Source organism: Streptomyces palmae (assembly GCF_004684805.1).
Classification (GTDB): domain Bacteria; phylum Actinomycetota; class Actinomycetes; order Streptomycetales; family Streptomycetaceae; genus Streptomyces; species Streptomyces palmae.
Genome location: NZ_SRID01000015.1, coordinates 1 through 25719, shown reverse-complemented (window position 1 = coordinate 25719; position 25719 = coordinate 1). Strand labels below are relative to the sequence as shown.

The window sequence follows — 25719 nt, the reverse complement described above, 5'->3', positions numbered from 1 at the left end:
GGGCGCACACCGTCATTGGCGGCATCGGCGAGGAGCTCATTGAGCACGCTGACAACGTGCAGTGGGAGGGCGAGGGTGCCCAGTCCTTCAAGGACTGGGTCGAAGCGATGGGCAAGCAGACCGTCGCACTTGCCAAGTACGCCGAGATGGTGCATTCAGCGCTGGACCACGCCAAGTTCGGTCTTGCGGAAGGCAAGGGAGAAATGCCTGGGCCGGGCACTCCTCTGACGCAGGAGCAGATCGACAAGACGCAGACTCTGCGAGACAACGCGGCCCGCGCAGCCCTGCGTAAGATCGAGTCCTACTACAATGTGGCTCAGTCGACATGGCTCGACAAGCTCGAAGAACCGAGATTTCCCAAGGCTCCTGATGTCGTGACGCAGGCGTCCGACAGTTATGTGACGCCGACGGGGTCGGGTTCGAGTTCGGGAACTGTCACGCCCGGCGTGCGAAATTTCGCGGTTTCCGCTCCGGCGCCCCGTTCTACGCTCCCCAGCGCGCAGGTTCATTACACCGACGGGGTGAAGACCCCCCATGGCGACGTCGAGTCGCTTCCGCCTGTTCCTGCGCTGGATCCGCCCAGCAGCCACTCCGGCAGCCCGGCGAACCCGGGACAGGCCACGGGAACGAACATCGACTCGACAGCCACCCTTCCCCCTGCCCCGGAGACGCCGACGCGGCCGACTGGTCCCGGACTCCCTGATCCTGGGCGTCCATCGCCAGTGCCGGTCACGCCACCGGCACCCATTCCCCCTGTCAACAGATTGCCAAGCCCGATCAAGCCCAGTGGCGGGCCGCCCACCGGACCGGCCAGGCCAGGACCCATCGGGCCTAGCCCCGCCAAGTCGGGTCCCGGCCCGATGCCGCCAGGGCCCACTCGGTCGAATCCGGGGCTCCCTGGCCCGATGAGGCCGGGCGCGATGCCGCCGGGGCCGGCACGTTCGGGCCCTGGTCTGCCCGGGCCTTCGAGGCCGGGGCCGATGATGCCACCCCCTCGGTCGAATCCTGGTGTACCCGGGCCAATGCGGCCTGCCCCGTTCACCCCTGGGCCGGCGCGTTCGGGGCCTGGCTCGCCCGGGCCCGTCAATCCCGCTCCCAGGGTGCCGCCTGCACGGCCCGGCGCTCCGATTCCCGGCACGCCGCCGGCGACCTCTAACGGCCTGCCGCCACGCGCTCCGGCCGTTGGTGAACGAGTAGGTTCTCTTCCTCCGCCACGCGCCCAGTCGTTGGCTCAACCATCAACTGATGGGGTAAGCGGGGGTCAGCGCAACCCGAACCGGGCGTCGGGGCAGCTGAACCCCACCCGACTGCCCCAGGGCGCAGTCTTTGGAGAGGAGAACCACGCCGGCCGCGGACCTGTGGGCCCCGTGGGGACGACGGGCGGTCACCGTCCGGCCGATGGCTCGTCGAGGACTCCTACCGCGGGTCGGAGGCTGGCGTCGGAATCGGGGATGGTCATTGGCAACCCGCGCACGGCCGGTCCTGCCGCCGGCCAGCGTCTCCCCCGAGGAACGGTGATCGGCGAGGAAACGAAAGGCGTGACTCACGGGCCCGCGGGCGCCAATGGACGGACCGCTGCACCTGCAACGGTGCGCAGCACCTCCGGACGACGTCTGGCTGTTGAGCCGGGTGGGACGGTTGCCGGGTACCACCCTCCACGAGAAGGGCGGTCCGAGTTCACGACGGGCGGCTCCGGGCTGGTGCGCGGGAACGGAGCGCGCACGACGGCTGGACTCGGGGAACAGACGGCCGAGGGAAGCGCCCATGTGGGTGGGGGCAAGAACGCCACCCCGCCGGTCATCGGTTAGCCGGCACACCGAGCCGTAAGACAGTAGGGGAGATCACGGCCACATGCTTCGAGGGCATCTTCACTTCAGGCAACGAGGCGTGAGGAGAGCTGCAGCGGTTCTCGGTGGCACGCTCCTGATGATGAGTGGGGTCGCGCCCGAAGCCGGGGCCGATGATTTCCGCTCCCACCAGTGGTATCTCGACAGCCTGCGCATGCCTGAGATCTGGAAGGTAAGCAAGGGCCGAGGCGTCACCGTGGCAGTCCTCGACAGCGGCATAAGTGAGGTCCCGGAACTGCGGGGCAGGGTACTTCCGGGCAAGGAAGTGTCCAACGCCCCTACCGGTTCGATGCGAGACAAAGATAATCACGGCACCAACATGGCTGCTCTCATTGCCGGTACGGGAGCTGGGGGCGGGATCCAGGGAATCGCCCCTGAGGCGAAAATTCTTCCTGTAAAGGCGGTTACGCATCCGCCCGAGGACTCCGTCGACGGGGTCGTATCGCGTGGTATTCGCTACGCTGTCTCGCGCGGCGCCAAGATCATCAATATCTCGCTCGGTGCCGAAGGTGAGGAGTTCTATTACAGGAAGACGCAGAAGGCTGTGAATGAGGCATTGGCGAAAGGTAGCCTCGTTTTTGCCAGCGTGGGAAATGGTGGAAAGAAGGGTAATCCGGTTGTCTATCCTGCGGCGCTGCCGGGCGTTGTTGGGGTGTCTGCCGTGGATCGCTCTCTCAAGGTCGCCAGCTATTCCGGCAATGGAGAGCAGGTCGCATTGGCGGCCCCCGGTGACGACATTCCGTGGCGATGTCCCGAGCTCACGGGAAGGTGTAATTCCGGTGGTACGAGCCAAGCCACTGCCATTGCTTCCGGCTCTGCCGCCCTCATCTGGGCAAAGCATCCAAATTGGACGAACCATCAGGTTCTGCGTGTAATGATGCAGACCGCTGGTACGCCAGACGGTATCGTGCCGAGCCGATACATTGGCTACGGTAATGTCCGCCCGCGCTTGCCTCTCTTGGAAGGCAAAGGCAACCCTGGCCCCCCGGATGTGAATCCGCTTCTCGCTCGGGAGGGTGCGACGGAACCGAATCCTTCGGTCGGTGCGTCTCCGTCACCGAGTGCCGAGGCGAAGGAGAAGGCGTCGAAGTCGGCGAAGCCGGCCGAGGCGCCCAGCGGTGACAAGGCCGAAGCGAAGTCCGGTTCGGGCGGGGATGGTGAGGGTAGCGGCCTGTGGATCGGGGTCGGGGCAGGTGCCGCGACGCTGGCCGCGGTGGTGGGCGGTGTCCTCTTCGTTCGACGGCGAGGCAGGGCCCTATGACCTCCCTCTCAAGCCTCACCACCCTCGGTGCGGTGAGCCATGTACGGGGCGTACGAAGGCGGTTGCGGTCGCCCGGATCGATTGCCACAGTAGGCAATCCCAGAAGCGTGAGTCCGCAAGTCGGATTCGCGGTCAGTGACGGTGAGAGGCCGAGGGGAGAAACCTCGGTCCGGCCGGTCGAAATTTCAACGGGGAAGGTGGAACATGTCGGACACTCAGAAGATTAGCGATGCAGCATTCATCGCGTTCGAGGGCAGCATTCAGGAGACCAGCACCCAGCTGTCCACGAACCTGAAGAAGCTCGCGGACGCCATTGCCACGGTGCAGGGTGTCTGGACCGGTGGTGGTGCGAGCGCGTTCGTCACCGCGCAGCGGGCCCTGAACGATGACCACGACGCGCTGCGTCGGCTGATCGACGGCATCCACGACGCCGTGGCCCTCACCCGCAAGTCCAGCCGCGCGAACGACGACGACATCCTGTCGCAGTTCCGCAGCATCGACGTCAACGGTGCCGCCGCGGGCGGTCACCTCGCGCCCGGCAGCACGGGGACCGGGCTGCACTCGGGCCTCGAGGCCGGCAGCAAGATCAACTCGTACTGAGTCAATTCCGAGAGCCGCTTCCCGGCGCCGACCGGCCCGTGAGGCGACTGCCAACCACCAAACAGACTTACGAGGAGTGGGGGACACATGTCCGGAAACGGCGATGACATCAAGGTCACATACAGCTCGCTGGAGCAGACCGCCGGCGACATCCGGGGCGCCGCCGGTGTGGTCCAGAAGCAGCTGGACGACATCTGGGCCGCGGTGAAGAAGGTCACCGACGGCTGGGACGGTGAGGCCCACCAGATGATGCTCTCCGCCAAGGCGCAGTTCGACGCCCGCGGTACCCACATCCACAAGATCCTGCTCGAGATCGCGCAGAAGATCGAGACGGGTAGCGCGGACTACAAGCACACCGACCAGAAGGCCTCTCGACTCTTCGACATCGCCTACTGAGCCGGTTGCCGTCACCGGTCGCCAGATGTGATGGGGGTGGGTGGTCCCTGCGGGGACCGCACACCCCCATCGGCGTTCCCGGACGGAGCGGGAGCGGGGGAGGGGGGAGGCGGATCCCGTTGTCCCCAATGGACTGGCCGGACAGCGTGCGCCAGGTGATCGGCTCTGCCGCGGGGCCGGATGCGAGAGAAGGCGGCTGAGGCCGCAGGGGACCCGTCCGCCTTCGTGAGGACTACCGGGGTGGCGGCGCCGGCGCCGTCAGGGCGTCCGCAGGGTGCCGCATCCGTGCCGCCTCGCGCCGACTGCTCGGCAAACGCGTTCACGGCGGCACGCTCGAACTTCCGCACCTCGCCCGGGGCCTTCGGTTCCGCGTGCGGCACGGTGGTGATGGTGTGGAGCCCGCGCGGGGCGCCAGGGCATTCGGGCTCGCCAGGTGTCCCGGTCGTCCTGGCCCGCGTCCTCGGTCCCGCCCGGGAAGGTGTGTGAGCCGCGCCGCGCTTGTCCGGCGTAGCTTCCGTACAGGGCGGTGAGCCGCAAGACGGGGTCGCCCTTCGGGTCGCCGCCTTCGGGCTCGGCAAGGTAGCAGCCCTCGGCGATGGTGTCCGGGGCGGTGGGGCTTTCCGCGGCACAGAGATCCCGCTGCCGGATGGCATCCGGCTCGGGGGGCTTCGACGCCCAGTAAATGTCCGCCGTGAACGACGTCCTCGCCATGGCGGTCCTTCACCTCGCAGTGCGTGAGGTGACCCGCCTCGGCCGTGTTCGACGGGAGGAGAGGTCGTCACCGGCCTGGGCGCGGACGGCGGCACTGGACAGGGCCGAGCGCGGCGCCCGGTCGAGCAGCCCCTGGCAGGCGTCGCGGAAGGAGGCGGTGTCGCGCCAGAAGTCGTGGCCGCCGGTGAAGTGGAAGACTTCACCGGCGGCCACCGGCAAGCCCGCGGCAGCCACGGATCCGACGGCGAACCGGCGTCGGCGGGCATTGCCCACAGGGCGGGGTCGTGCCGGTGGGACTACTCGCGGCGCACGGCCACGAACACCTCGTCGCGGGCGTCTATGTGCTCCCCGTGGGCCGCTTGGAGCAGGTTCCGCAGGGCGTAGTCGTCGGACTCGCTGACACCGTTCTTCTTGGCCCACTCGGTGGCCATCAGGTCGACCTCCTTCTGCCCGCTGAGGAAGGTCTTGGCGTTGTCCTCGCCCCCCTCGTACTTCGCCTCGGCTATCTGGCCGTTGGCCCAGTCGTACATGGCGAAGTCGACCAGGCGGTTGAGCACGTCGGCGCCCACCTTGACGCCCTTGGGCATGTCCACTCCGGGCGCGACCTCGCCCGGGATGAAGTTGAGCAGGACGCCGGAGGAGGTGGTGACATGGTGGCGGACGTCGGTGGCCCACTGGACCGCCGCGTCGCGCTTGTCCAGGATCACATCGGCCCGGACGCCGTCGTAGAAGCCGAGAGCGGAGGATGCCTCCCCGATGACGGCGGCGCGCGCCTCCTTGTTGTTGAAGTCCGTGATGCCCATGACGTTGGCCGCGTACTGGCGCTCGGCGCCGTACATGGTGGCGAAGGCCGCGGGGTCGTCGGCCACCCCGCGCATGATCTTGGCGAGCTTGAACTTGTCCACCGCCATGTGGGTGCCGTTCTCGTCGGTCCACACCTGGCCGTTGGTGTTGTTCCACTTGTTGTAGTCGGTGAAGTCGCGGGCGAGGATGTGGTGCGTGTCCGCGGTGTAGTCGGCGAGCATGTTGCCCAGCGGGCCGCGGAGCTGGGCGTGCAGCTTGTCGGGGTGCTTCTGCTCGTTGAGCACGTTGATGGTGTCCCGCATGACCCGGGCCTGGGCCTCGGTGTGCCCGCCCACCTCGTGCTTGGTGCCCGGTATCTCGCCGGTGGCCGCCGCCTCCATGGCGGCCCCCAGCCCCGCCCTGCCGAAGAAGTCGTAGAGCGGTTTGCCGCTCTCGTACATCCCGTACGGGGTGGTGGTGAACTCCTTGGGCCACTTGCGGTCGTTGAGCAGGTACCGCAGGTGGTCGTTGGCCTTGCCGTCCGCGCCGGCGTCCAGGAAGTAGGTGGCGGCGTCGGGCTGCTTGCTCATGATGGCGAGCAGGCCGTCCACCGGGTCCTGGACGTAGTCGGGGTGGCCGTTGCCCCACTTGAGCCAGAGGTCGTCCTTCTTCTTCTCCGCCGCGATCATGTCGTCGCCGAGGTCGGAGAGGAACTGCTTGTTGTAGCCCTTGCCCTGACCCATCAGGTCGACCAGCAGCTGGTAGCCGCGCAGGGCGGTCTGATCGCCCTTGTCGGCGAAGTTCTTCACGCCCGCTTCGCGCAGGCCCTTGCGCCAGGTGTCGTAGAACGGCGACTTGGTGTCCTGGGTGGCGGTGGCCAGCGTGGTGGCCAGCGAGTCGCGGAGGTACTGGTAGGCGTCCTTGTTGTTCTTGTCGTCGCCCATCAGGTCGCGCAGGTGCTTGTTGAACTCCAGCGTGCCCTGGGGGCCGACACTGGTCAGGAAGGTCTGGGTGAACGCCTGGTCGCCCTTGTTGTCCCGGAACAGCCGCTGCATCTCGGCGAGTTCCTCGGGCGTGAGCTTGCCGTTGTCGAGCTTGGTCTTCAGATCGGAGGCGCGCTGGGCCTCGACCTTCTCGATGTCGTCGACCGCCTTGCCGTTGAAACCGTGGGGCAGCGTGGGGTCGGGGCTCTTCACGGCCGCCGTCAGGGCGAGCTTGACGCCCTGGTCGGCATCGTCGACGGCGCGTACGGCGTCGTCGATGTGCGCGGTCCACTTCGCCACGATGCCGGGGAGCTCAGGGTCGTTGCGGGCGCCGGGATCGCCGTTCCAACTGCACACGCCGTACTCGTTGACCTTCATGTTGGCGTCCTGGGCGTCGGCCACCGCGGCCTTCACCTTTTTCACCAACTCCGTGAGCTGCGTGTGCGCGTCCCGCAGCAGGGAGGCGATGGCCCGCGCCTCGTGCGCGGCGGCCTGGAGCTGCTGAGAGCTGACGTTGGTCTGGGGCTGGGCGAACAGGTTCGCCTCGCCGGTCCAGAAACCGTCCGTGGTGACGCTTTTGACCTGGGCGTCATAGGTGGTCTTGGCGCTGTCGAACTTCTTCGCCGCGTTGTCCCACTCCTTCGCCGCAGTGGTGAGCGCGGGGAGGTTGGCGTCCATGACCTGCTGGTAGGTGAGCACGGCTCTCCCTCAGTGAAGGTTGTAGTCCGACAGGCCGGGCCCGTACGGCACTGTGGTGTTCGGCGGGTTCAGCAGGGTGAACTGGTTCCACTGCTTGTTGTCATTGGTCGTGAACAGCTTCTTGGTGCCGTTGAACGACTCCGACTCGGCGCCCAGACGGGACTGCAGGACGGAGACGGACGTCTCCCACGCGGTGAGCATCTCCGTGATGGCCTTGCCGGTGGCCCAGTCCTTGAAGTCCGTGCCCGCCGCCGTGGTGGTCTCGTGCGGCGCCTTGCCGCCGTCCGAGACGTCCGGCCGCACATGCTCGGTCAGGGCCGTCACCGCGGCGGCCTTGCGGGCTGGAGAGGAAGACAGGTCGGTCGAGCCGCCGCCGGGCGGGTCGTCCGGAACGCGGTCCAGCTGGGTACCTCCGGCCAGGCGCTGCGCGGCATCGGAACGCAGCTTTCCCCACTCATCCTCGAATGTCACAGAAACCCCCGTGTTTGCCACCGAGTTGACTTCAGGAAACCTTTGATCCACCGGAAGGTACCAAGAAAGTGTCAAGGAGGCGCACTGCTGTGCGACCTTGCGAAGGGGCGATGACAGACCTGTTACGCGGGCCGGGACAAGCCGGGAGAGTGGCCCTGACCTGGGGCGTACGGGGATACGCCGGAGCCGTACGGTCCGTGGCGGGTTGATCGCGGACCGTACGGCTCCGGGGTTCCGGCGCGGCTCTACTGCTCCGGCAGCCACCCCAGCTGGACCAGCGGAGCGCCCCGCCTGCGGGAGACGAAGAAGCCGCGGCCCTGGGGCATCGGGCGGGGCCGGACGCCGCCGAGCAGATCGCCCTCGCTGGGGTCGCCGGAGAGCACCACACCCTGGGCGCCCAGCTCCTTGATGCGCTGCATGAAGGTCTCGAACATCGACCGCGAGGCACCGGCGGAGTTCCGGGCGATGATGAAACGCACGCCCACATCGCGGGCGAAGGGCAGGCTCTCGGTCAGCACCGCGAGCGGATTGCCGCTGCTGGTGGAGACCAGGTCGTAGTCGTCGATGATGACGAAGAACCGCGGACCGGACCACCAACTGCGGTCGCGCAGCTGCTGCGGTGTGATGTCCGGCTGCGGAGCGCGCCGCTCCATCAGGGCGTTGAGCGCCCCCGTGTGCACTGTCAGGGACTGCGCGATCGGCGCGTACTCCAGCAGGTGCGAGTCCGGGATGACGCCCAGCAGGGAGCGCCGGTAGTCGCCGACGACGATCTTCGCCTCCTCCGGCCCGTACCGCTCGGTGATCTGCTTGACCAGCAGCCGGATGAGGGAGGTCTTGCCCGATTCGCTCTCACCGAAGATCAGGAAGAACGGATCGGTCTCGAAGTCGACGAAGACCGGTTCCAGGTTGGTCTCGTCGATGCCGATGGCGACGCCCTGCTGGCGGAACTCCGAGCCCTTGGGCAGGTCCTCGGCGCGCAGCTTGCGCGGCAGCAGCCGGACCCGCGGCGCCGGCGGGCCGACCAGCGCCTCGTTGATCGCGCGAACCATCTCGGTGGTCGCCTCGGTCATCGTCTCCGGGTTGCTGCCCGAGTCGATGCGCGGCTGGGCGCCCATGAAGTGCAGCTTCTCCGGGAGCTGGCCGCGGCCCGGCACGCCGGCCGGCACGTTCGCGGCGACCTTGCGGTCGAACTCGGAGTCCATCGCGTCGGCGAGCCGCAGCTCCAGCCGGCCCAGCAGCTGGTCCTTGAGGGCCGGCCGGACCTCCATGTTGCGGGAGGCGGTGATGACGACATGGACGCCGTACCCCAGACCGCGCCCGGCGATGTCGGTGACGATGCCTTCCAGGATGTCGTAGTCCTGCCGGAAGTTGCCCCAGCCGTCGATCAGCAGGAAGACGTCGCCCCACTGCTGGTCGGCGTGCTCGCCGGCGGCCCGCTGCCGCCGGTAGGTGTCGATGGAGTCGATGTTGCGGGCGCGGAAGTACTCCTCGCGGCGCCCCAGTACGCCGGCGACCTCGGCCACCGTACGCCGCACCCGCTCCGGGTCCAGGCGGGACGCCACCCCGCCCACGTGCGGCAGGTCGGAGATCGCGCTCATACCGCCGCCACCGAAGTCCAGCCCGTAGAACTGCACCTCGGACGGGGTGTGGGTGAGCGCGAAGGAACTCACCAGGGTGCGCAGCAGTGTCGACTTGCCGGACCGCGGGCCACCCACGATCAGCATGTGGCCGGCGGCGCCGGAGAAGTCGCGGTAGAGGATGTCGCGGCGCTGCTCGAAGGGCTTGTCGATGATGCCGAGCGGCACCACCAGCGCCCCGCTGCGCGCATAGCCGGCCACATGCAGACCGCGTTCGGGGGAGACCGCCAGCGGGGAGAGGATCTGGTCCAGCGACGGGGCCTCGTTCAGCGGAGGCAGCCACACCTGGTGGGCCGGCTGCCCCTGCCCCTCCAACCGGCGGACGATGACGTCCAGCACGGTGTCGGCCAGCGCGTCGTCCTCCGGACGGACCGCCGCCAGCAGCGCCTCCGGGTCCGGCGCGGTGTAGGTCACCGGCACCGGGGCCGCCGTGAACAGCACCGGCCGGCGCTCGATCGGCAGCGGCCCGCTGCCCAGGTCGGTGGTGGTCCCGGTGCGGTAGGTCCCCGAGACGTACGCGGCCTTGAAGCGCACCATCTCGTCGGTGCCGAACTTCAGATAGCCCGAGCCCGGGACCGAGGGCAGGTGGTACGCGTCCGGCACGCCCAGCGCGGTGCGCGACTCGGCGGCGGAGAAGGTCCGCAGGCCGATGCGGTACGAGAGGTAGGTCTCCAGACCGCGCAGCCGGCCCTCTTCCAGCCGCTGCGAGGCCAGCAGCAGATGCACGCCCAGCGACCGGCCGATGCGGCCGATCTGGATGAACATGTCGATGAAGTCGGGCTTCGCGGTCAGCAACTCGCTGAACTCGTCGATCACCAGCACCAGCGAGGCGACCGGCTCCAGCGGGGCACCGGCCGCGCGCGCCTTCTCGTAGTCGTGGATGTTGGCGTAGTTGCCCGCCGACTTCAGCAGCTCCTGCCGCCGCTGGAGTTCACCGGTGATCGAGTCGCGCATGCGGTCGACCAGCGTGAGGTCGTCGGCGAGGTTGGTGATGACCGCCGCGACGTGCGGCAGCCCCGACATGCCGGCGAAGGTCGCGCCGCCCTTGAAGTCCGCGAGGACGAAGTTGAGCGTCTCCGAGGAGTGGGTGACCGCGAGCCCCAGCACCAGGGTGCGCAGCAGTTCCGACTTTCCGGAACCGGTGGCGCCCACGCACAGCCCGTGCGGGCCCATGCCGTCCTGCGCCGCCTCCTTGAGGTCCAGCATCACCGGGGCGCCGTTCTCCCCGACACCGATCGGCACCCGCAGGCGCTCCGGCAGCGACCGGGGCCGCCAGGTGCGCGCCACGTCCACCGAGCCGGCGTCGCCCAGGCCCAGCAGATCGGTGAACTCCAGGTTGGCCAGCAGCGGCTCGTCGTCATCGCCACCGCCGCCCAGCCGCAGCGGCGCCAGCCGCCGGGCGAGCGCCTCGGCCGCCTCCAGGGACAGCACGTCGGGCACCCCGTCGTAACCGGCCACCTGCGACAGCAGCTGCAGCCTGCCGGGTTCCACCAGGACGGACAGGCCGCCGCGCAGCTCGTCCAGCTCACCGGGGACGATCTCGACCAGGGTCACGCCCTGGAGGCCCTCGGGGGCGGCGAACATCGAGTCCGGCGGCACCAGCGCACCGTCCAGCACCACGACCACGTGCGGCTGGTCCAGCAGCGGCTGCGCGTCGCGGCTGAACCGCGTACGCCCGTCCACCAGCGGCCGGATCAGGTCCTCGATCTCGGTCAGGTCATCGCCGATCAGACGCCGGTAGCCGGCCCCGTCCACCGCCTCCGGACGCTGTACGTGCGGCAGCCACTTGGCCCACTCCCACTGCGCCGTCCCGCCGCGCGCGGTGACCACCGCGAGCACCAGGTCGTCCGGCGAGTGCAGGGTCGCCAACTGCGCCACCAGGGCGCGGGCCGAACCGCGCACCGTCTCCGGATCGCCCCCCATGGCCACGTGGTAGAAGGCGCGCAGCGACACCGCCACCGGCAGTCCGTCCAACGAGCCGTGGGTGTCCAGGAACCGCTGCATGGCCCCGGCGGTGAGCGGCTCCAGCTCGTCCACCGGAGCGGTCTCCGGAGCCACCAGGGGAGTGGCCAACTGCTGGAGTCCCAGCCCGATGCGCGCCTGTGCGAAGTCCCCGTCGGTGGTCCGCCGCTCCCACACCCGGCTGCCCTCGGCCACGATGGCCCACAGCTGGTCGGGGGCGGGGTTCAGATAGAACTGCGCGTCACGCTGCAACCGGGCGGTCTTGCGGACCGTACGGCGGGTCTGCGCCAGGTACTTGAGATAGTCGCGGCGGGTGTCCGCCATCTGCCCCTGCGAACCCTGGCGGTGCCGGATGAACATCGCGATGGTCATGCCCACCGTCGAGAACATCATCATGACGCCCATGATCTTCATCATCGGAGCGGCGCCCGGCATGAAGAAGTAGACCATCGAGGAGCCCATGCCCAGCGTGGGCAGCAGCTGCATCAGGACGCTCTCCTGACGCCCCCTCGGCAGCTCCGGTGGCGGCTGCAGGGCGAGTTCCTCGCTGGGCACCTCCGGCGGGAGCGCCCGCGGCGGGCGCTTGACGACGATCTGGCTCACCGGATGCTTCAACCCCTCCGCACGACAGGGATGTGTCCGCTCCGACGCCCCCGTGGCGACGGCCTCCCTCCGCGAGACGGCGATCCTACCGACGTACGGCGCCGCGGACCTGGGTAGGGTGGCCGCCACGTGCATGACGCACACCCAGCAGTACCGCGAAACAGGGGGCCTTGAAGGTGACTACGTCCGCTACGACCGGCTTTTGCAGGGTGACCATCGTCGCGCCTGACAGCCGTATCGATGTAGCCCTCCCGGAGGACATCGCCGTCGCCGACGTCTACCCCGAGATCCTCCGGCTGGCCGGCCAGACCCAGCCGGCGGGCGCACCCACCGGCTACCACCTGGTGCGCATGGACGGCACCGTGCTGGACGGCAACCGCTCGCTGATCGCGCAGCAGATCCACGACGGCGAGCTGCTCTCCCTGCGGCCCTTCGCCGCCTCGCTGCCGCCCGCCGTGCACGACGACGTCTCGGACGCCATCGCCTCCGCCGTGACCCGCGACCGCACCCTGTGGTCCGACCGGTTCCTGCGCGTCGGCGGCCTGATCGGCGGCGCGCTGCTGCTGGTGCTGCTGGGCCTGGTGCTGTGGTACGCGGACCCGGTCAGGCACGACATGCACGGTCTGCCGGGCATCGTCGCGGGCGTCCTGGGCCTGCTGCTGACCGCCCTGGCCGCCGCCCGGGCGCGGGTGTACGAGGACCGGGCCTCCGCCGCGGCGCTCGGCCTGGCCGCACTGCCGCATGTGATGATCGCCGGCTCCGGGGCGCTCCCGCTGGACGACGGCGAGGGCATCGGCCGGCTCCAGTTCATGCTCGGCTGCGCCGCCGTCCTGCTGGTCTCCATCGTGCTGGTGGCGCTGATGCCCACCGGTGACGCCCCGTTCGTCGCGGCCGCGTTCGCCTCCGCGGTCGGCGTCCTGGCCATGTACGGAGCCACCGTGAAGGAGGCCCGCCCCACCGAGACGGCGGCCGTGTGCCTGGTGGTGGCCATCGGCGTCATCGGCTTCCTGCCCGGACTCTCCACCCGGGTGGCCCGCCTGCCCATCGGCTACGCCGCGCCCAGCTCCACCGGCGACACCGACGCCCCCGCCGCTTCCCGCGCCCCCGGGCCCGACGAGGCCGAGCGCATCGCCGCACAGGCGCGGCGCGGCCACGAACTGCTGCTCGGCCTGCTGGCAGGCTGCGCCGCCGTGGTGGTGGCCTCGGCCATCGTGCTCGGCTTCTCCGGCTCCACCTGGGCCCAGGTGCTGGCGCTGACGGGCGGCCTGGCGGCGCTGCTGCGCGCCCGGCTGTTCCGCTACACCGCGCAGGTGGTCTGCCTGCTGGTGGCCGGCGTCCTGGCGCTCGGCATGCTGATCCTGGGCCTGGCCCTCAACCCGCCGATCGACCAGGTCATCGACATGCTGCAGGGCCACGGCAAGGACATGGACGTGCGCACCCTGTGGCTGTCGGCCGCCGTGGCCGGCGGCGGGGCGCTGTTCACCGCGATCGGGCTCATCGTGCCGAAGAAGGGGCTGACCCCCTTCTGGGGCCGGGTCTCGGACCTCGCCGAGGGCGCCCTGCTGCTGTCCCTGGTGCCGCTGTGCTTCGCGGTGCTGGACCTGTACACCTCGGTACGGAGCCTGACCAGCTGATCCGGCCCCCAAGGCGTACGCCGATGTCGTGGCCCCGGCCCGTGCGGTGGGCGGTGCTCGCCGCGGTGGCCGCGTTACTCGGAGCGGCCGCCCTGGTGGCCGGCGTGCTGGCCGCCGGCCGCCAGGGCGGCGCGCCGACCGCGTCTGGCGGCACCGTCCCGGACCCGCCGAGGCACCCGGACGTACCGCCCCGGAGCGGCGAGGCGCGGGTGCTCTACCGGATCCCCGCGCCCCAGGTGCCCCGCTCCGGCGTGGACATCCCCGGCTTCTGGGTCCGCGACGGCTATCTGGTCAAGGCCGTCCAGGCCGCCGTCATCGCCTATGCCGACGACGGCCGCGAACGGTGGCGCGTCCCGCTGCCGCACCGGGTCTGCGCGGCCCCCCGCACCGAGACCGGCGGCAAGGTCGTCATCGCCTACCAGAGCCGCGTCGAGGCCGACTGCGACCGGATCACCCTGATCGACATCGCCAGGGGCGTCCGGCTCTGGGACCGCCCCGTCCCCGGTCCCGGCGGTGCCCACCCGTCGCTGCGCCTGGCGCAGAGCGGCGGGCTGGTCGGCCTGGCCTGGCTGGGCGGCTCGGGCCTGGTCCGGCTCGGCGACGGCGCCTGGCTGCCGGCCGAGGACCCGGGCCCCGTCTGCTCGATCCAGGGCTTCGCCGGCGGCGCGGCCCTGCTGCGCGGCTACACCTGCGGGGACGGCACCGCGGGGCTCCAGCGGCTGGACACCGCCACCGGCGCCGTGGCGTGGACGTACCCGCTGCGCCAGGGCTTCACGGTCGACCAGGTCTACTCGACCCGCCCGGTGGTCATCGCCGTGCGGGACGAACGGACCCGACGGACCGAGGTGCTCTCCCTCACCGAGCGGGGCACCCGGCGCGCCACCCTCGACCTGGGCCGCACCGTGTACCTGCCGCGCTGCCCCATGGACCTCTTCGGCTCCGACATCGACGGCTGCCAGGGGGTGGCCGCCACCGCGGACACCTGCTTCCTGCCCACCGCCATGGACCGGCACGGCGACGGCCTGTCCAACCGGATCCACGCCTTCGACCTGCGGACCGGTCGCCGGCGGTGGACGCTGCGCGCCCCGGGCCGGCTGCTGTACCCGCTGCGCGCCGAGGGCCGCAGCCTGCTGGCGTACCAGGCCGCCGGGTACGACCACCCCGGCGCGGTGGTCCGTATCGGCCCCGAGGGCGGCCCGCCCCGCACCGTGCTGCGGCACCCGGCGCTCGCCCGACACATCGAGAGCGGTTTCTACTCGGCTCGGTACGCCTACCGGGACGGCCGCTTCTACCTTGCCTCCGACCGTCTGACGGGGGCCGGGGCGCAGGAGACCCTGCTGCTGGCCTTCGGGCCGTGACCGGCCTCCGGGCGGGGTGAACACGGCCCCGCCCCGAGCCCGAGCGCGAGCCTGGTACGCTGTGTGACGGCCGTTTGTGTACGCGCCCCCGGAGTCCTCCATCTGGAGACAGCAGAGAGCTCTGGAGACAGCGCCCAGCGTGCCCCGCCTCCCGAGTAACGGAAGCTCCCCTGAGACCAAGACCAGGGGCACTCGGTGGCTGAAACAAGTATTCAAGGAGTACCGCGTGTCGCTCGACGCCGCCACGAAGAAGCAGATCATGGCCGAGTTCGCCACCAAGGAGGGCGACACCGGCTCCCCCGAGGTTCAGGTCGCGCTGCTCACCCGCCGCATCTCGGACCTGACCGAGCACCTGAAGATGCACAAGCACGACCACCACTCCCGCCGTGGTCTGCTGCTGCTCGTCGGCCAGCGCCGTCGCCTGCTGCAGTACCTGGCGAAGAAGGACATCACGCGCTTCCGCGCGCTGGTCGAGCGCCTGGGCATCCGCCGCGGCGCGGCGGGCGCCAAGTAAGACGTCGTGAAGGGAGCGGTTCCCACCTCGGGGGCCGCTCCCTTTGCCGTACGTACGGACCCGCACGGGCCCGTACCAGGGTGCCGCCGACCCGAGGCGACACCCGGCCGCGGTGCCCGGCACCGCGTGGATCCGGAGGCTTCCGCCGTCGTGAGGTCGGCCGAAGCTTTGTAATCTGGACCCAGACAACGCCATAACGAACGAGGCTGAGCGCCTCATTCCCGCCGTCGGCGCCGCAGGCGCCGGTCCTCGGTAGTGGCTCCCGGAATCAATAGTTCCGGTGGCTTCGATCGAAGACCGGCCCGGTCGCCAGAACCGGGCAGGGGCGCTCCGCCGCCACCGTCCCCGTCACACGGACGAGGGACGCAGACGAGGAGAAACCCCTGGTGGAGAACGAGACCCACTACGCCGAGGCAGTCATCGACAACGGCGCCTTCGGCACCCGCACCATTCGCTTCGAGACGGGCCGCCTGGCCCGCCAGGCCGCCGGTTCCGCGGTGGCCTACCTGGACGACGACACCATGGTGCTGTCGGCCACCACCGCCTCCAAGAACCCCAAGGACCAGCTCGACTTCTTCCCGCTGACGGTGGACGTCGAGGAGCGGATGTACGCCGCCGGCCGCATCCCCGGCTCGTTCTTCCGCCGTGAGGGCCGTCCCTCCGAGGACGCCATCCTCACCTGCCGGCTGATCGACCGCCCGCTGCGCCCCTCCTTCAAGAAGGGTCTGCGCAACGAGATCCAGGTGGTCGCCACGATCATGGCGCTCAACCCGGACCACCTGTACGACGTGGTGGCGATCAACGCCGCCTCCGCCTCCACCCAGCTGGCCGGCCTGCCGTTCTCGGGCCCGATCGGCGGTGTGCGCGTCGCGCTGATCAAGGGCCAGTGGGTGGCCTTCCCCACCCACACCGAGCTCGCGGACGCCGTCTTCGACATGGTCGTCGCCGGTCGCGTCCTGGAGGACGGCGACGTCGCGATCATGATGGTCGAGGCCGAGGCCACCGAGAAGACCATCCAGCTGGTCAAGGACGGCGCCGAGGCGCCGACCGAGGAGATCGTGGCCGCCGGCCTGGACGCCTCCAAGCCCTTCATCAAGGTGCTGTGCAAGGCCCAGTCCGACCTCGCCGCCAAGGCCGCCAAGCCGACCGCCGAGTTCCCGATCTTCCTGGACTACCAGGACGACGTCCTGGAGGCGCTGACCGCCGCCATCCGCGACGAGCTGGCCCAGGCCCTCACCATCGCGGGCAAGCAGGAGCGCGAGTCCGAGCTGGACCGGATCAAGGGCGTCGCCGCCGAGAAGCTGCTGCCGCAGTTCGAGGGCCGCGAGAAGGAGATCTCCGCCGCCTACCGCTCGCTGACCAAGTCCCTGGTCCGCGAGCGCGTGATCAAGGAGAAGAAGCGGATCGACGGCCGCGGCGTCACGGACATCCGTACGCTGGCCGCCGAGGTCGAGGCCATCCCGCGGGTGCACGGCTCGGCGCTGTTCGAGCGCGGCGAGACCCAGATCCTGGGCATCACCACGCTGAACATGCTTCGCATGGAGCAGCAGCTGGACACGCTGTCGCCCGAGACGCGCAAGCGCTACATGCACAACTACAACTTCCCGCCGTACTCCACCGGCGAGACCGGCCGCGTCGGCTCCCCCAAGCGCCGCGAGATCGGCCACGGCGCGCTGGCCGAGCGGGCGCTGATCCCGGTGCTGCCGACCCGCGAGGAGTTCCCGTACGCCATCCGCCAGGTCTCCGAGGCGCTCGGCTCCAACGGCTCCACCTCCATGGGTTCGGTCTGCGCCTCGACGATGTCGCTGATGAACGCCGGTGTGCCGCTGAAGGCCCCGGTCGCCGGCATCGCCATGGGCCTGATCTCCCAGGAGATCGACGGTGAGACCCACTACGTCACCCTCACCGACATCCTCGGTGCGGAGGACGCCTTCGGCGACATGGACTTCAAGGTCGCCGGCACCCGGGCCTTCGTGACCGCCCTCCAGCTGGACACCAAGCTGGACGGCATCCCGGCGTCGGTGCTGGCCGCGGCCCTCAAGCAGGCCCGCGACGCGCGACTGCACATCCTCGACGTGATGAACGAGGCCATCGACGTTCCGGACGAGATGTCCCCGAACGCGCCGCGGATCATCACCGTCAAGATCCCGGTGGACAAGATCGGCGAGGTCATCGGCCCCAAGGGCAAGATGATCAACCAGATCCAGGAGGACACCGGCGCCGACATCACCATCGAGGACGACGGCACCATCTACATCGGTGCCGCCGACGGCCCGGCCGCCGAGGCCGCCCGCGCGACCATCAACAGCATCGCCAACCCGACGATGCCCGAGGTCGGCGAGCGCTACCTGGGCACCGTCGTGAAGACCACCACCTTCGGTGCCTTCGTCTCGCTGCTGCCCGGCAAGGACGGCCTGCTGCACATCTCGCAGATCCGCAAGCTGGCCGGCGGCAAGCGCGTGGAGAACGTCGACGACGTCCTCGCGGTCGGTTCCAAGGTGCAGGTCGAGATCGCCGAGATCGACCAGCGCGGCAAGCTCTCCCTCATCCCGGTGATCGAGGGCGAGGGCGCCGAAGACGAGAAGGACGAAGCCGCCAAGTGACGTCCCTCCGGCACCAGGCGACGGCCCGCCCCTCCACCAAGGGGCGGGCCGTCGCCCGTACCCAAACCCTTCTCCAGGGCGAGAACGGCATCGGCACGGTGCGTAAGACGACCCTGCCCGGCGGGCTCCGGGTGGTCACCGAGACCCTGCCCTCGGTCCGCTCCGCCACCTTCGGCATCTGGGCGCACGTCGGCTCCCGCGACGAGACCCCCGCGCTCGGCGGCGCCACCCACTACCTGGAGCACCTGCTCTTCAAGGGCACCGGGCGGCGCAGCGCGCTGGACATCTCCGCCGCCATCGACGCGGTCGGCGGCGAGATGAACGCCTTCACCGCCAAGGAGTACACCTGCTACTACGCACGGGTGCTCGACACCGATCTGCCGCTCGCCATCGACGTGGTCTGCGACATGCTGACCGGCTCGCTGATCGAACCGGCGGACGTGGACGCGGAGCGCGGGGTCATCCTCGAAGAGATCGCGATGACCGAGGACGACCCGGGCGACTGCGTGCACGACCTGTTCGCGCACACCATGTTCGGCGACACCCCCCTGGGACGACCGGTACTGGGCACCGAGGACACGGTCAACGCGCTCACCGCCGACCGGGTCCGCCGCTTCTACCGCAAGCACTACGACCCCACCCACCTGGTGGTCGCCGCCGCGGGCAACGTGGACCACGCCAAGGTGGTCCGGCTGGTGCGCCGCGCCTTCGACCGGGCCGGGGCCCTGGAGCGCACCGACGCCGTCCCGGTCGGCCCGCGCGACGGCACCCGCACCATCCGCACCGCGGGCCGCGTCGAACTGCTGGGCCGCAAGACCGAGCAGGCGCACGTGGTGCTCGGCATGCCGGGCATCGCGCGCACCGACGACCGGCGCTGGGCGCTGGGCGTACTCAACACCGCGCTCGGCGGCGGCATGAGCTCCCGCCTCTTCCAGGAGGTCCGGGAGAAGCGCGGACTGGCCTACAGCGTCTACTCGTACACCTCCTCCTTCGCCGACTGCGGCCTCTTCGGGGTCTACGCCGGCTGCCGCCCCAGCCAGGTCCACGACGTCCTGCGGATCTGCCGCGACGAGCTGGACCAGGTGGCGCAGCACGGGCTGTCCGACGAGGAGCTGCGGCGGGCCATCGGCCAGCTCTCCGGCTCCACCGTGCTGGGCCTGGAGGACACCGGCGCGCTGATGAACCGCATCGGCAAGAGCGAGCTGTGCTGGGGCGAGCAGATGTCGGTGGACGACATGCTGGCCCGGATAGCCGCCGTCACCCCGGACGAGGTGCGCGAGGTGGCCGCCGAGGTGCTGGGCCGGCGACCCTCGCTGTCCGTCATCGGCCCGCTCAAGGACAAGCAGGCAGCCCGCCTGCACGAAGCGGTTTCCTAACCGGAGAAGGATCGAGCAATGAGCAAGCTGCGTGTGGCCGTCATCGGCGCCAGGGGCCGGATCGGCTCCGAGGCGGTACGGGCGGTGTCCGAGGCCGAGGACCTGGAACTGGTCGCGGCCATCGGCCGGGGGGACAAGCTGGAGACGCTGGTCGAGGCGGGCGCCCAGGTGGCCGTCGAGCTGACCGACCCGGGCGCGGTCATGGGCAACCTCGACTTCCTGGTCCGGCACGGCATCCACGGCGTGGTCGGCACCACCGGCTGGACCGAGGAGCGGCTCGCCCAGCTGCGCACCTGGCTGGCGGCGGCTCCCGAGGTCGGTGTGCTGATCGCGCCGAACTTCTCCATCGGGGCCGTGCTGACCATGCGGTTCGCCCAGCAGGCGGCGCGTTTCTTCGAGTCCGTCGAGGTCATCGAGCTGCACCACCCGAACAAGGCGGACGCCCCGTCCGGCACCGCCACCCGCACCGCCCAGCTGATCGCGGCGGCCCGGGCCGAGGCCGGCTGCGCCCCGCAGCCCGACGCCACGGTCAGCGCCCTGGACGGCGCGCGCGGCGCGGACGTGGACGGGGTGCCGGTGCACTCGGTGCGCCTGCGCGGGCTGCTGGCCCACCAGGAGGTGCTGCTGGGGGACACCGGGGAGACCCTCACCATCCGGCACGACTCCACCCACCACAGCAGCTTCATGCCCGGCATCCTGCTCGCCGCCCGGCGGGTGCCCTCGGCCCCCGGCCTCACCTTCGGCCTGGAACACTTCCTGGATCTGGACTGAGGGCCATGCGCGCGAAGATCACATATTTCGTTCTCGCGGCCGTCCTGGTCGTCTACTTCGTCCTGGTCGGCAGCCGCGGCGTGCTGCTGATCCGGCAGGGCTCCGTGGTCACCGTCGCCTACGGGGTGGCGGTGCTGGTGATGCCGTTCATCGGGGCCTGGTTCCTCTGGCAGACCACACGGTTCGCCCGCGACGCCAACCGGCTCGCCCGCGAGCTGGAGGCGGAGGGCGGCCTGCCGGTGGACGAGCTGGTGCGCACCCCCGGCGGCCGGATCGACCGGGATTCCGCGGACGCGGTGTTCGCCAGGCGGCGCGCCGAGGCCGAGGCGGCGCCGGACGACTGGCGCTCCTGGTTCCGGCTCGCGGTCGCCTACCACGACGCCCGGGACACCCCGCGCGCCCGCAAGGCGATGCAGCGCGCCATCGCGCTGCACGACCAGCGAGCGGTCAGGAGCAGCCCGGGCCGGTAGCGGTCCGCGGGTTCACCAGGCGCGCCGCGCCGCTCCTAGGAGGGCTGGGCCGCGCCCCGGGCACGTCCCCGGGGCGCGGCCCAGCCCTCGATCGCGTCCGCGGCCATGTCGAAGGCCTCACCGCGACCGAGGAAGTCCGCGTTCCGGTCGGTGATGATCACTCGCAGCGGCTCGGTGCGGGTCAGCTCCACCACCACCGCCTGCCCCTGCACGGTGCGCGGCAGGCCGAGGAACCGCACCGGCTGCTGCACCGTGCGGACGGAAGCCACCCGGCTCCACAGGACGGTGGTGGTGCCGAAGAGCCCTATCTGCCGCAGCCCCTCCTCGCTCACCCACAGCCCCACCCGCACCAGCCGCACCGCGGCCACGATGATCAGGGTGGCGGCGGCCACGCACACCCCGGCGCCGGCCAGGGCGCCCGCCATCGCGATGATCAGCGAGGAGAACAGCACGTACGAGGCCAGTAGGAGCAGCAGCGCGGCGCCGCCGACCCGCCACGGACCCGGGCGGTAGGGACGGCGCCAGCGCTCCTGCTCCTCGTACGGCAGCGGCTCGGCATCGGCCGCCGAGTCGTCGGCGTAGCGGTCTGAGGTCAGGAACGGCAGGGGCAAGACTGGGTCCTCACTCACGCGCACGGACGGCGGGCTGTGCGCGTGAGGCTATCCCAGCCCCCTCAGCGGCCGTCCGACGCCTCCGAGCGCCGCACCTGGTGAGAGGACGATCGTCAGGAACACCGGACGGCACTCCTGAACGGCGGGGACGGGTTCTGCCGCCCGACAAGACGGAAGAAAGCCCCGCTTGATGCCGGGTTTCGGAGACTTCGGGGAAACTTGTCAGTGGGCACCCCTCTTCTCCCGACCGCACCCGGTTTCGCCGGGTGACCGGGGCGCTGTCGGTGGTGGCCCGTAAGCTGGGCGGCGCCCGTGCGATGCGATTGGAAGGACCCCGCCGGTGACCGAAACCCTGAGCGACAGCGTGCAGCAGGCCAGCTTCCGCAGTGATGTGACCGTGGAGCTGGTCAAGCACAGCGCCTCCGACACCGATGTGCTGTGGGCTGCCCGAGTCTCCACCGCGGGTGAGCAGTCCCTGGACGAGATCGGCAAGGACCCCGAGCGCTCCAAGGGCCTGATCAACTACCTGATGCGGGACCGGCACGGCAGCCCCTTCGAGCACAACTCGATGACCTTCTTCATCAGCGCCCCGATCTTCGTCTTCCGGGAGTTCATGCGGCACCGGGTCGGCTGGTCGTACAACGAGGAGTCCGGCCGCTACCGCGAGCTGCAGCCGGTCTTCTACGTGCCGGGGGAGGCCCGCAAGCTGGTCCAGCAGGGGCGCCCGGGCAAGTACGAGTTCGTGGAGGGCACCCAGGCGCAGCAGGAGCTCACCGGTCGGGTGATGGAGGATGCCTACCGCCACGCCTACGAGGCCTACCAGGAGATGCTGGCCGCGGGGGTGGCCCGGGAGGTGGCCCGCTCGGTGCTGCCGGTCGGCCTGTTCTCCTCCATGTACGCCACCTGCAACGCCCGCTCGCTGATGCACTTCCTGGGGCTGCGCACCCAGCACGAGCAGGCCAGGGTGCCGTCCTTCCCGCAGCGCGAGATCGAGATGGTGGGCGAACTGATGGAGGCCGAGTGGGCGAAGCTGATGCCCCTCACCTACGCGGCCTTCAACACCAACGGCCGCGTCGCGCCGTGACCGCGGCGGTGCGCCGGAGCGGCCGGGCCGGCGGGCATACGGGGCAACGGCAAAACCTGTCCGTATTGTTCGCATTGCGGCATTTCGTGGCATTCCTTTAGGCTGGCCACACGGGTCCGGCACTGCTTGAACCCCCGAGCAGGCAGTGCCGGGCTCCATCTCGGCGCCCCGAAGGAGCACCTCGGGGCCGGCTACGAGTAGCGTTGGACCCATGGCTCCGACATCCACTCCGCAAGCCCCCTTCGGGCGGGTGCTGACCGCCATGGTCACGCCATTCACCGCCGACGGCGCCCTCGACCTCGACGGCGCCCAGCGGCTCGCCGCTCATCTGGTGGACGCCGGCAACGACGGCCTGATCGTCAACGGCACCACCGGCGAGTCCCCCACCACCACTGACGCGGAGAAAGCACAGCTCGTACGAGCTGTGGTCGAGGCGGTCGGAGACCGCGCCCATGTGGTCGCCGGCGCGAGCACCAACGACACCCGGCACAGCATCGAGCTCGCCCGCTCCGCCGAGCAGGCCGGCGCCCACGGCCTCCTCGCGGTCACCCCGTACTACAGCAAGCCCCCGCAGGAGGGGCTCTTCCGGCACTTCACCGCTATCGCGGACGCCACCGGCCTGCCGGTCATGCTGTACGACATCCCGGGCCGCAGCGGCGTGCCGATCAGCACCGAGACCATCGTGCGGCTGGCCGAGCACCCGCGGATCATCGCCAACAAGGACGCCAAGGGCGACCTCGGCCGCGCCAGCTGGGCCATCGCCCGCTCGCGACTGGCCTGGTACTCCGGCGACGACATGCTCAACCTGCCGCTGCTCTCGGTCGGCGCCGTCGGCTTCGTCTCCGTTGTCGGCCATCTGGTCAGCGCCGATCTGCGCGCCCTGCTCGAAGCCCACCAGTCGGGCGACGTCGTCAAGGCCACCGAGATCCACCAGAAGCTGCTGCCCGTCTTCACCGGCATGTTCCGCACCCAGGGCGTGATCACCACCAAGGCGGCACTCGCCCTGCTGGGTCTGCCCGCCGGCCCGCTGCGGCTGCCGCTGGTCGAGCTGAGCCCGGAGGAGACCGAGCAGCTCAAGCGCGATCTTGCCGCGGGCGGGGTACAGCTGTAATCACGGACTTCACAACTGAATACCGAAGATCAAGCAAGTGCACGAATGTCACGCGCGCCATATGCCCCCGGGCATGTGGCGTGTGTGGTGAGGAGAGTCTTTTGAGTCATCCGCATCCCGAACTCGGCCCCCCGCCGAAGCTCCCCAAGGGCGGCCTGCGCGTCACCCCGCTCGGCGGCCTGGGCGAGATCGGCCGCAACATGACGGTCTTCGAGTACGACGGCCGGCTGCTGATCGTCGACTGCGGAGTGCTTTTCCCCGAGGAGGAGCAGCCCGGAGTCGACCTGATCCTGCCGGACTTCACCTCCATCCGGGACCGCCTCGACGACATCGAAGGCATCGTGCTCACCCATGGGCACGAGGACCACATCGGCGGCGTTCCGTTCCTGCTGCGCGAGAAGCCGGACATCCCGCTGATCGGCTCCAAGCTGACCCTCGCCCTGATCGAGGCCAAGCTGCAGGAGCACCGCATCCGCCCGTACACCCTCGAGGTGGTGGAGGGGCACCGCGAGCGCATCGGCCCCTTCGACTGCGAGTTCGTGGCGGTCAACCACTCCATCCCGGACGCCCTCGCGGTCGCCATCCGCACCCCCGCCGGCATGGCGGTGCACACCGGCGACTTCAAGATGGACCAGCTGCCGCTGGACGGCCGCCTCACCGACCTGCCGGCCTTCGCCCGGCTCGGCGAGGAGGGCATCGACCTGCTGCTGGTGGACTCCACCAACGCCGAGGTACCCGGCTTCGTCCCGCCGGAGCGGGATATCTCCAATGTGCTGCGGCAGGTCTTCGCGAGCGCGCAGAAGCGCATCATCGTGGCCAGCTTCGCCAGCCATGTGCACCGGATCCAGCAGATCCTGGACGCCGCCCACGAGTACGGCCGCCGGGTGGCCTTCGTCGGCCGCTCCATGGTGCGCAACATGGGCATCGCCCGGGACCTGGGCTATCTGAGGGTCCCGGCCGGTCTCGTGGTGGATGTGAAGACCCTCGACGACCTGCCCGACGACGAGATCGTGCTGGTGTGCACGGGCTCCCAGGGCGAGCCGATGGCCGCGCTGTCGAGGATGGCGAACCGGGACCACCAGATCCGGATCGTCCAGGGCGACACCGTGATCCTGGCGTCCTCCCTGATCCCGGGGAACGAGACCGCCGTCTACCGCGTGATCAACGGCCTCACCCGGTGGGGCGCCAACGTCGTCCACAAGGGCAACGCCAAGGTGCATGTCTCCGGACACGCCTCCGCGGGTGAGCTGCTGTACTTCTACAACATCTGCAAGCCGCGGAACCTGATGCCGGTGCACGGCGAATGGCGCCATCTGCGCGCCAACGCGGAACTGGGCGCGCTGACCGGCATCCCCAAGAACCGCTGCGTGATCGCCGAGGACGGCGTCGTGGTGGACCTGGTCGACGGCATCGCCAAGATCAGCGGCAAGGTGCAGGCCGGCTATGTCTACGTGGACGGGCTCTCGGTCGGCGATGTCACCGAGACCTCGCTCAAGGACCGGCGCATCCTCGGTGAGGAGGGCATCGTCTCGGTCTTCGTGGTGGTCGACAGCACCACCGGCAAGATCGTGGGTGGCCCGCACATCCAGGCACGGGGCTCCGGCATCGATGACGCCTCCTTCAACGAGGTGCTGCCGAAGATCGACGAGGCCCTGGCCAAGTCCGCTTCCGACGGCGTCGCCGACCCCCACCAGCTGCAGCAGCTGATGCGTCGCACGATCGGCAAGTGGGTCTCCGACACCTACCGCCGCCGGCCGATGATCCTCCCGGTCGTGGTCGAGGTCTGACCAAGGGTTCTGACAAGGACTCAGGAGCGGGGCGCTCGATTTGCATCGGGCGCCCCGCTCCAGTACGTTTACGGCTCCACCTGATGGGGAACACGCGGCGCTTCAGTGCCTCTGTGCGACCCGCGGATCGGGTGGTAAACCGGCTCAGAGAATTCTGATAAAGTCGGCAAAGCCGAAAGGCTAAGGCCCTCCAACGGCCACCGGAAATGAAATTTCGGACCGACCGCGACTTTCGAGAAGCGGAAAGAACGAAAATCGGATCTGGTAAGGTTGGAAACACCGAAGGGAAGCGCCCGGAGGAAAGCCCGAGAGGGTGAGTACGAAGGAAGCGTCCGTTCCTTGAGAACTCAACAGCGTGCCAAAAGTCAACGCCAGATTAGTTGATACCCCGTCTCCGGGCCTGATGGTCTGGGACGAGGTTCCTTTGAAGAAAAAACACAGCGAGGA

Annotated in this window: 18 protein-coding genes; 13 read left to right on the top strand and 5 right to left on the bottom strand. The window is 69.8% G+C overall.

The features are described from left to right. Window positions 1-1929 precede the first annotated feature (1929 nt). The 3 genes from E4099_RS03280 (at window position 1930) to E4099_RS03270 (ending at window position 4104) form a co-directional block, all read left to right on the top strand. Complete coding sequence (locus tag E4099_RS03280) at window positions 1930-3108, top strand: S8 family serine peptidase (protein ID WP_245244562.1); 1179 nt, start codon at window positions 1930-1932, stop codon at window positions 3106-3108. A gap of 204 nt (window positions 3109-3312) precedes the next feature. Continuing rightward, window positions 3313-3708, top strand: coding sequence for a WXG100 family type VII secretion target (locus E4099_RS03275; RefSeq protein WP_135337376.1), 396 nt, complete (start codon window positions 3313-3315; stop codon window positions 3706-3708). An 87-nt stretch (window positions 3709-3795) separates the two neighbouring features. Continuing rightward, the gene (locus E4099_RS03270) at window positions 3796-4104 is read left to right on the top strand and encodes a WXG100 family type VII secretion target (protein ID WP_135337375.1); all 309 of its coding nucleotides are present in this window, start codon (window positions 3796-3798) and stop codon (window positions 4102-4104) included. A 720-nt stretch (window positions 4105-4824) separates the two neighbouring features. Here the strand turns inward: E4099_RS03270 and E4099_RS03265 are convergent. From E4099_RS03265 to eccCa, 4 genes are all read right to left on the bottom strand, one after another. Next, window positions 4825-5049 carry a hypothetical protein gene (locus tag E4099_RS03265; RefSeq protein WP_135337374.1) on the bottom strand — a complete coding sequence of 75 codons (225 nt, stop codon included), beginning with the start codon at window positions 5047-5049 and terminating at the stop codon, window positions 4825-4827. A gap of 62 nt (window positions 5050-5111) precedes the next feature. Then, window positions 5112-7280: a hypothetical protein gene (locus tag E4099_RS03260; RefSeq protein ID WP_135337373.1), complete on the bottom strand. Its 2169-nt coding sequence runs from the start codon at window positions 7278-7280 to the stop codon at window positions 5112-5114. Window positions 7281-7289: 9 nt separating this feature from the next. Further along, on the bottom strand, window positions 7290-7751 hold the full coding sequence (locus E4099_RS03255; protein ID WP_135337372.1) for a hypothetical protein: 462 nt from the start codon (window positions 7749-7751) through the stop codon (window positions 7290-7292). A gap of 245 nt (window positions 7752-7996) precedes the next feature. Then, window positions 7997-11953 (bottom strand): type VII secretion protein EccCa, encoded by a 3957-nt coding sequence (eccCa, locus tag E4099_RS03250; RefSeq protein ID WP_135337371.1) that lies wholly within the window; start codon window positions 11951-11953, stop codon window positions 7997-7999. 176 nt (window positions 11954-12129) lie between these two features. Here eccCa and eccD point away from each other — a divergent pair, with 176 nt between their 5' ends. From eccD to E4099_RS03215, 7 genes are all read left to right on the top strand, one after another. Further along, window positions 12130-13587 (top strand): type VII secretion integral membrane protein EccD, encoded by a 1458-nt coding sequence (gene eccD, locus E4099_RS03245; RefSeq protein WP_135337370.1) that lies wholly within the window; start codon window positions 12130-12132, stop codon window positions 13585-13587. 23 nt (window positions 13588-13610) lie between these two features. Next, window positions 13611-14945 (top strand): outer membrane protein assembly factor BamB family protein, encoded by a 1335-nt coding sequence (locus E4099_RS03240; RefSeq protein ID WP_135337369.1) that lies wholly within the window; start codon window positions 13611-13613, stop codon window positions 14943-14945. Window positions 14946-15171: 226 nt separating this feature from the next. Next, window positions 15172-15459: a 30S ribosomal protein S15 gene (gene rpsO / locus E4099_RS03235; RefSeq protein WP_135337368.1), complete on the top strand. Its 288-nt coding sequence runs from the start codon at window positions 15172-15174 to the stop codon at window positions 15457-15459. A gap of 386 nt (window positions 15460-15845) precedes the next feature. Then, a complete protein-coding gene (locus tag E4099_RS03230; RefSeq protein ID WP_135337367.1) occupies window positions 15846-18062 on the top strand; it encodes a polyribonucleotide nucleotidyltransferase in 2217 nt (738 codons plus the stop codon). Beyond that, a complete protein-coding gene (locus E4099_RS03225) occupies window positions 18059-19438 on the top strand; it encodes a M16 family metallopeptidase (protein ID WP_135337366.1) in 1380 nt (459 codons plus the stop codon). The genes E4099_RS03230 and E4099_RS03225 overlap by 4 nt, the downstream gene beginning before the upstream one ends. A gap of 18 nt (window positions 19439-19456) precedes the next feature. Beyond that, window positions 19457-20209: a 4-hydroxy-tetrahydrodipicolinate reductase gene (dapB, locus tag E4099_RS03220; protein WP_135337365.1), complete on the top strand. Its 753-nt coding sequence runs from the start codon at window positions 19457-19459 to the stop codon at window positions 20207-20209. 5 nt (window positions 20210-20214) lie between these two features. Next, window positions 20215-20679 (top strand): tetratricopeptide repeat protein, encoded by a 465-nt coding sequence (locus E4099_RS03215; protein WP_135337364.1) that lies wholly within the window; start codon window positions 20215-20217, stop codon window positions 20677-20679. 35 nt (window positions 20680-20714) lie between these two features. Here E4099_RS03215 and E4099_RS03210 read toward each other — a convergent pair whose 3' ends face one another. Beyond that, the gene (locus E4099_RS03210) at window positions 20715-21290 is read right to left on the bottom strand and encodes a hypothetical protein (protein ID WP_135337363.1); all 576 of its coding nucleotides are present in this window, start codon (window positions 21288-21290) and stop codon (window positions 20715-20717) included. A 340-nt stretch (window positions 21291-21630) separates the two neighbouring features. Here E4099_RS03210 and thyX point away from each other — a divergent pair, with 340 nt between their 5' ends. The 3 genes from thyX (at window position 21631) to E4099_RS03195 (ending at window position 25272) form a co-directional block, all read left to right on the top strand. After that, window positions 21631-22374, top strand: a complete 744-nt coding sequence (gene thyX / locus E4099_RS03205; RefSeq protein ID WP_135337362.1) for an FAD-dependent thymidylate synthase — start codon at window positions 21631-21633, stop codon at window positions 22372-22374. 211 nt (window positions 22375-22585) lie between these two features. Next, complete coding sequence (gene dapA, locus E4099_RS03200; RefSeq protein WP_135337361.1) at window positions 22586-23485, top strand: 4-hydroxy-tetrahydrodipicolinate synthase; 900 nt, start codon at window positions 22586-22588, stop codon at window positions 23483-23485. A gap of 101 nt (window positions 23486-23586) precedes the next feature. Next, window positions 23587-25272 (top strand): ribonuclease J, encoded by a 1686-nt coding sequence (locus tag E4099_RS03195; RefSeq protein WP_135337360.1) that lies wholly within the window; start codon window positions 23587-23589, stop codon window positions 25270-25272. Window positions 25273-25719 lie beyond the last annotated feature (447 nt).

Excerpts from the sequence above, each read along its gene's own strand:
- E4099_RS03280 (WP_245244562.1), top strand. The coding sequence starts at position 1,930 with ATGAGTGGGGTCGCGCCCGAAGCCGGGGCCGATGATTTCCGCTCCCAC.
- E4099_RS03275 (WP_135337376.1), top strand. The coding sequence starts at position 3,313 with ATGTCGGACACTCAGAAGATTAGCGATGCAGCATTCATCGCGTTCGAG.
- E4099_RS03270 (WP_135337375.1), top strand. The coding sequence starts at position 3,796 with ATGTCCGGAAACGGCGATGACATCAAGGTCACATACAGCTCGCTGGAG.
- E4099_RS03240 (WP_135337369.1), top strand. The coding sequence starts at position 13,611 with ATGTCGTGGCCCCGGCCCGTGCGGTGGGCGGTGCTCGCCGCGGTGGCC.
- dapB (WP_135337365.1), top strand. The coding sequence starts at position 19,457 with ATGAGCAAGCTGCGTGTGGCCGTCATCGGCGCCAGGGGCCGGATCGGC.
- E4099_RS03215 (WP_135337364.1), top strand. The coding sequence starts at position 20,215 with ATGCGCGCGAAGATCACATATTTCGTTCTCGCGGCCGTCCTGGTCGTC.
- dapA (WP_135337361.1), top strand. The coding sequence starts at position 22,586 with ATGGCTCCGACATCCACTCCGCAAGCCCCCTTCGGGCGGGTGCTGACC.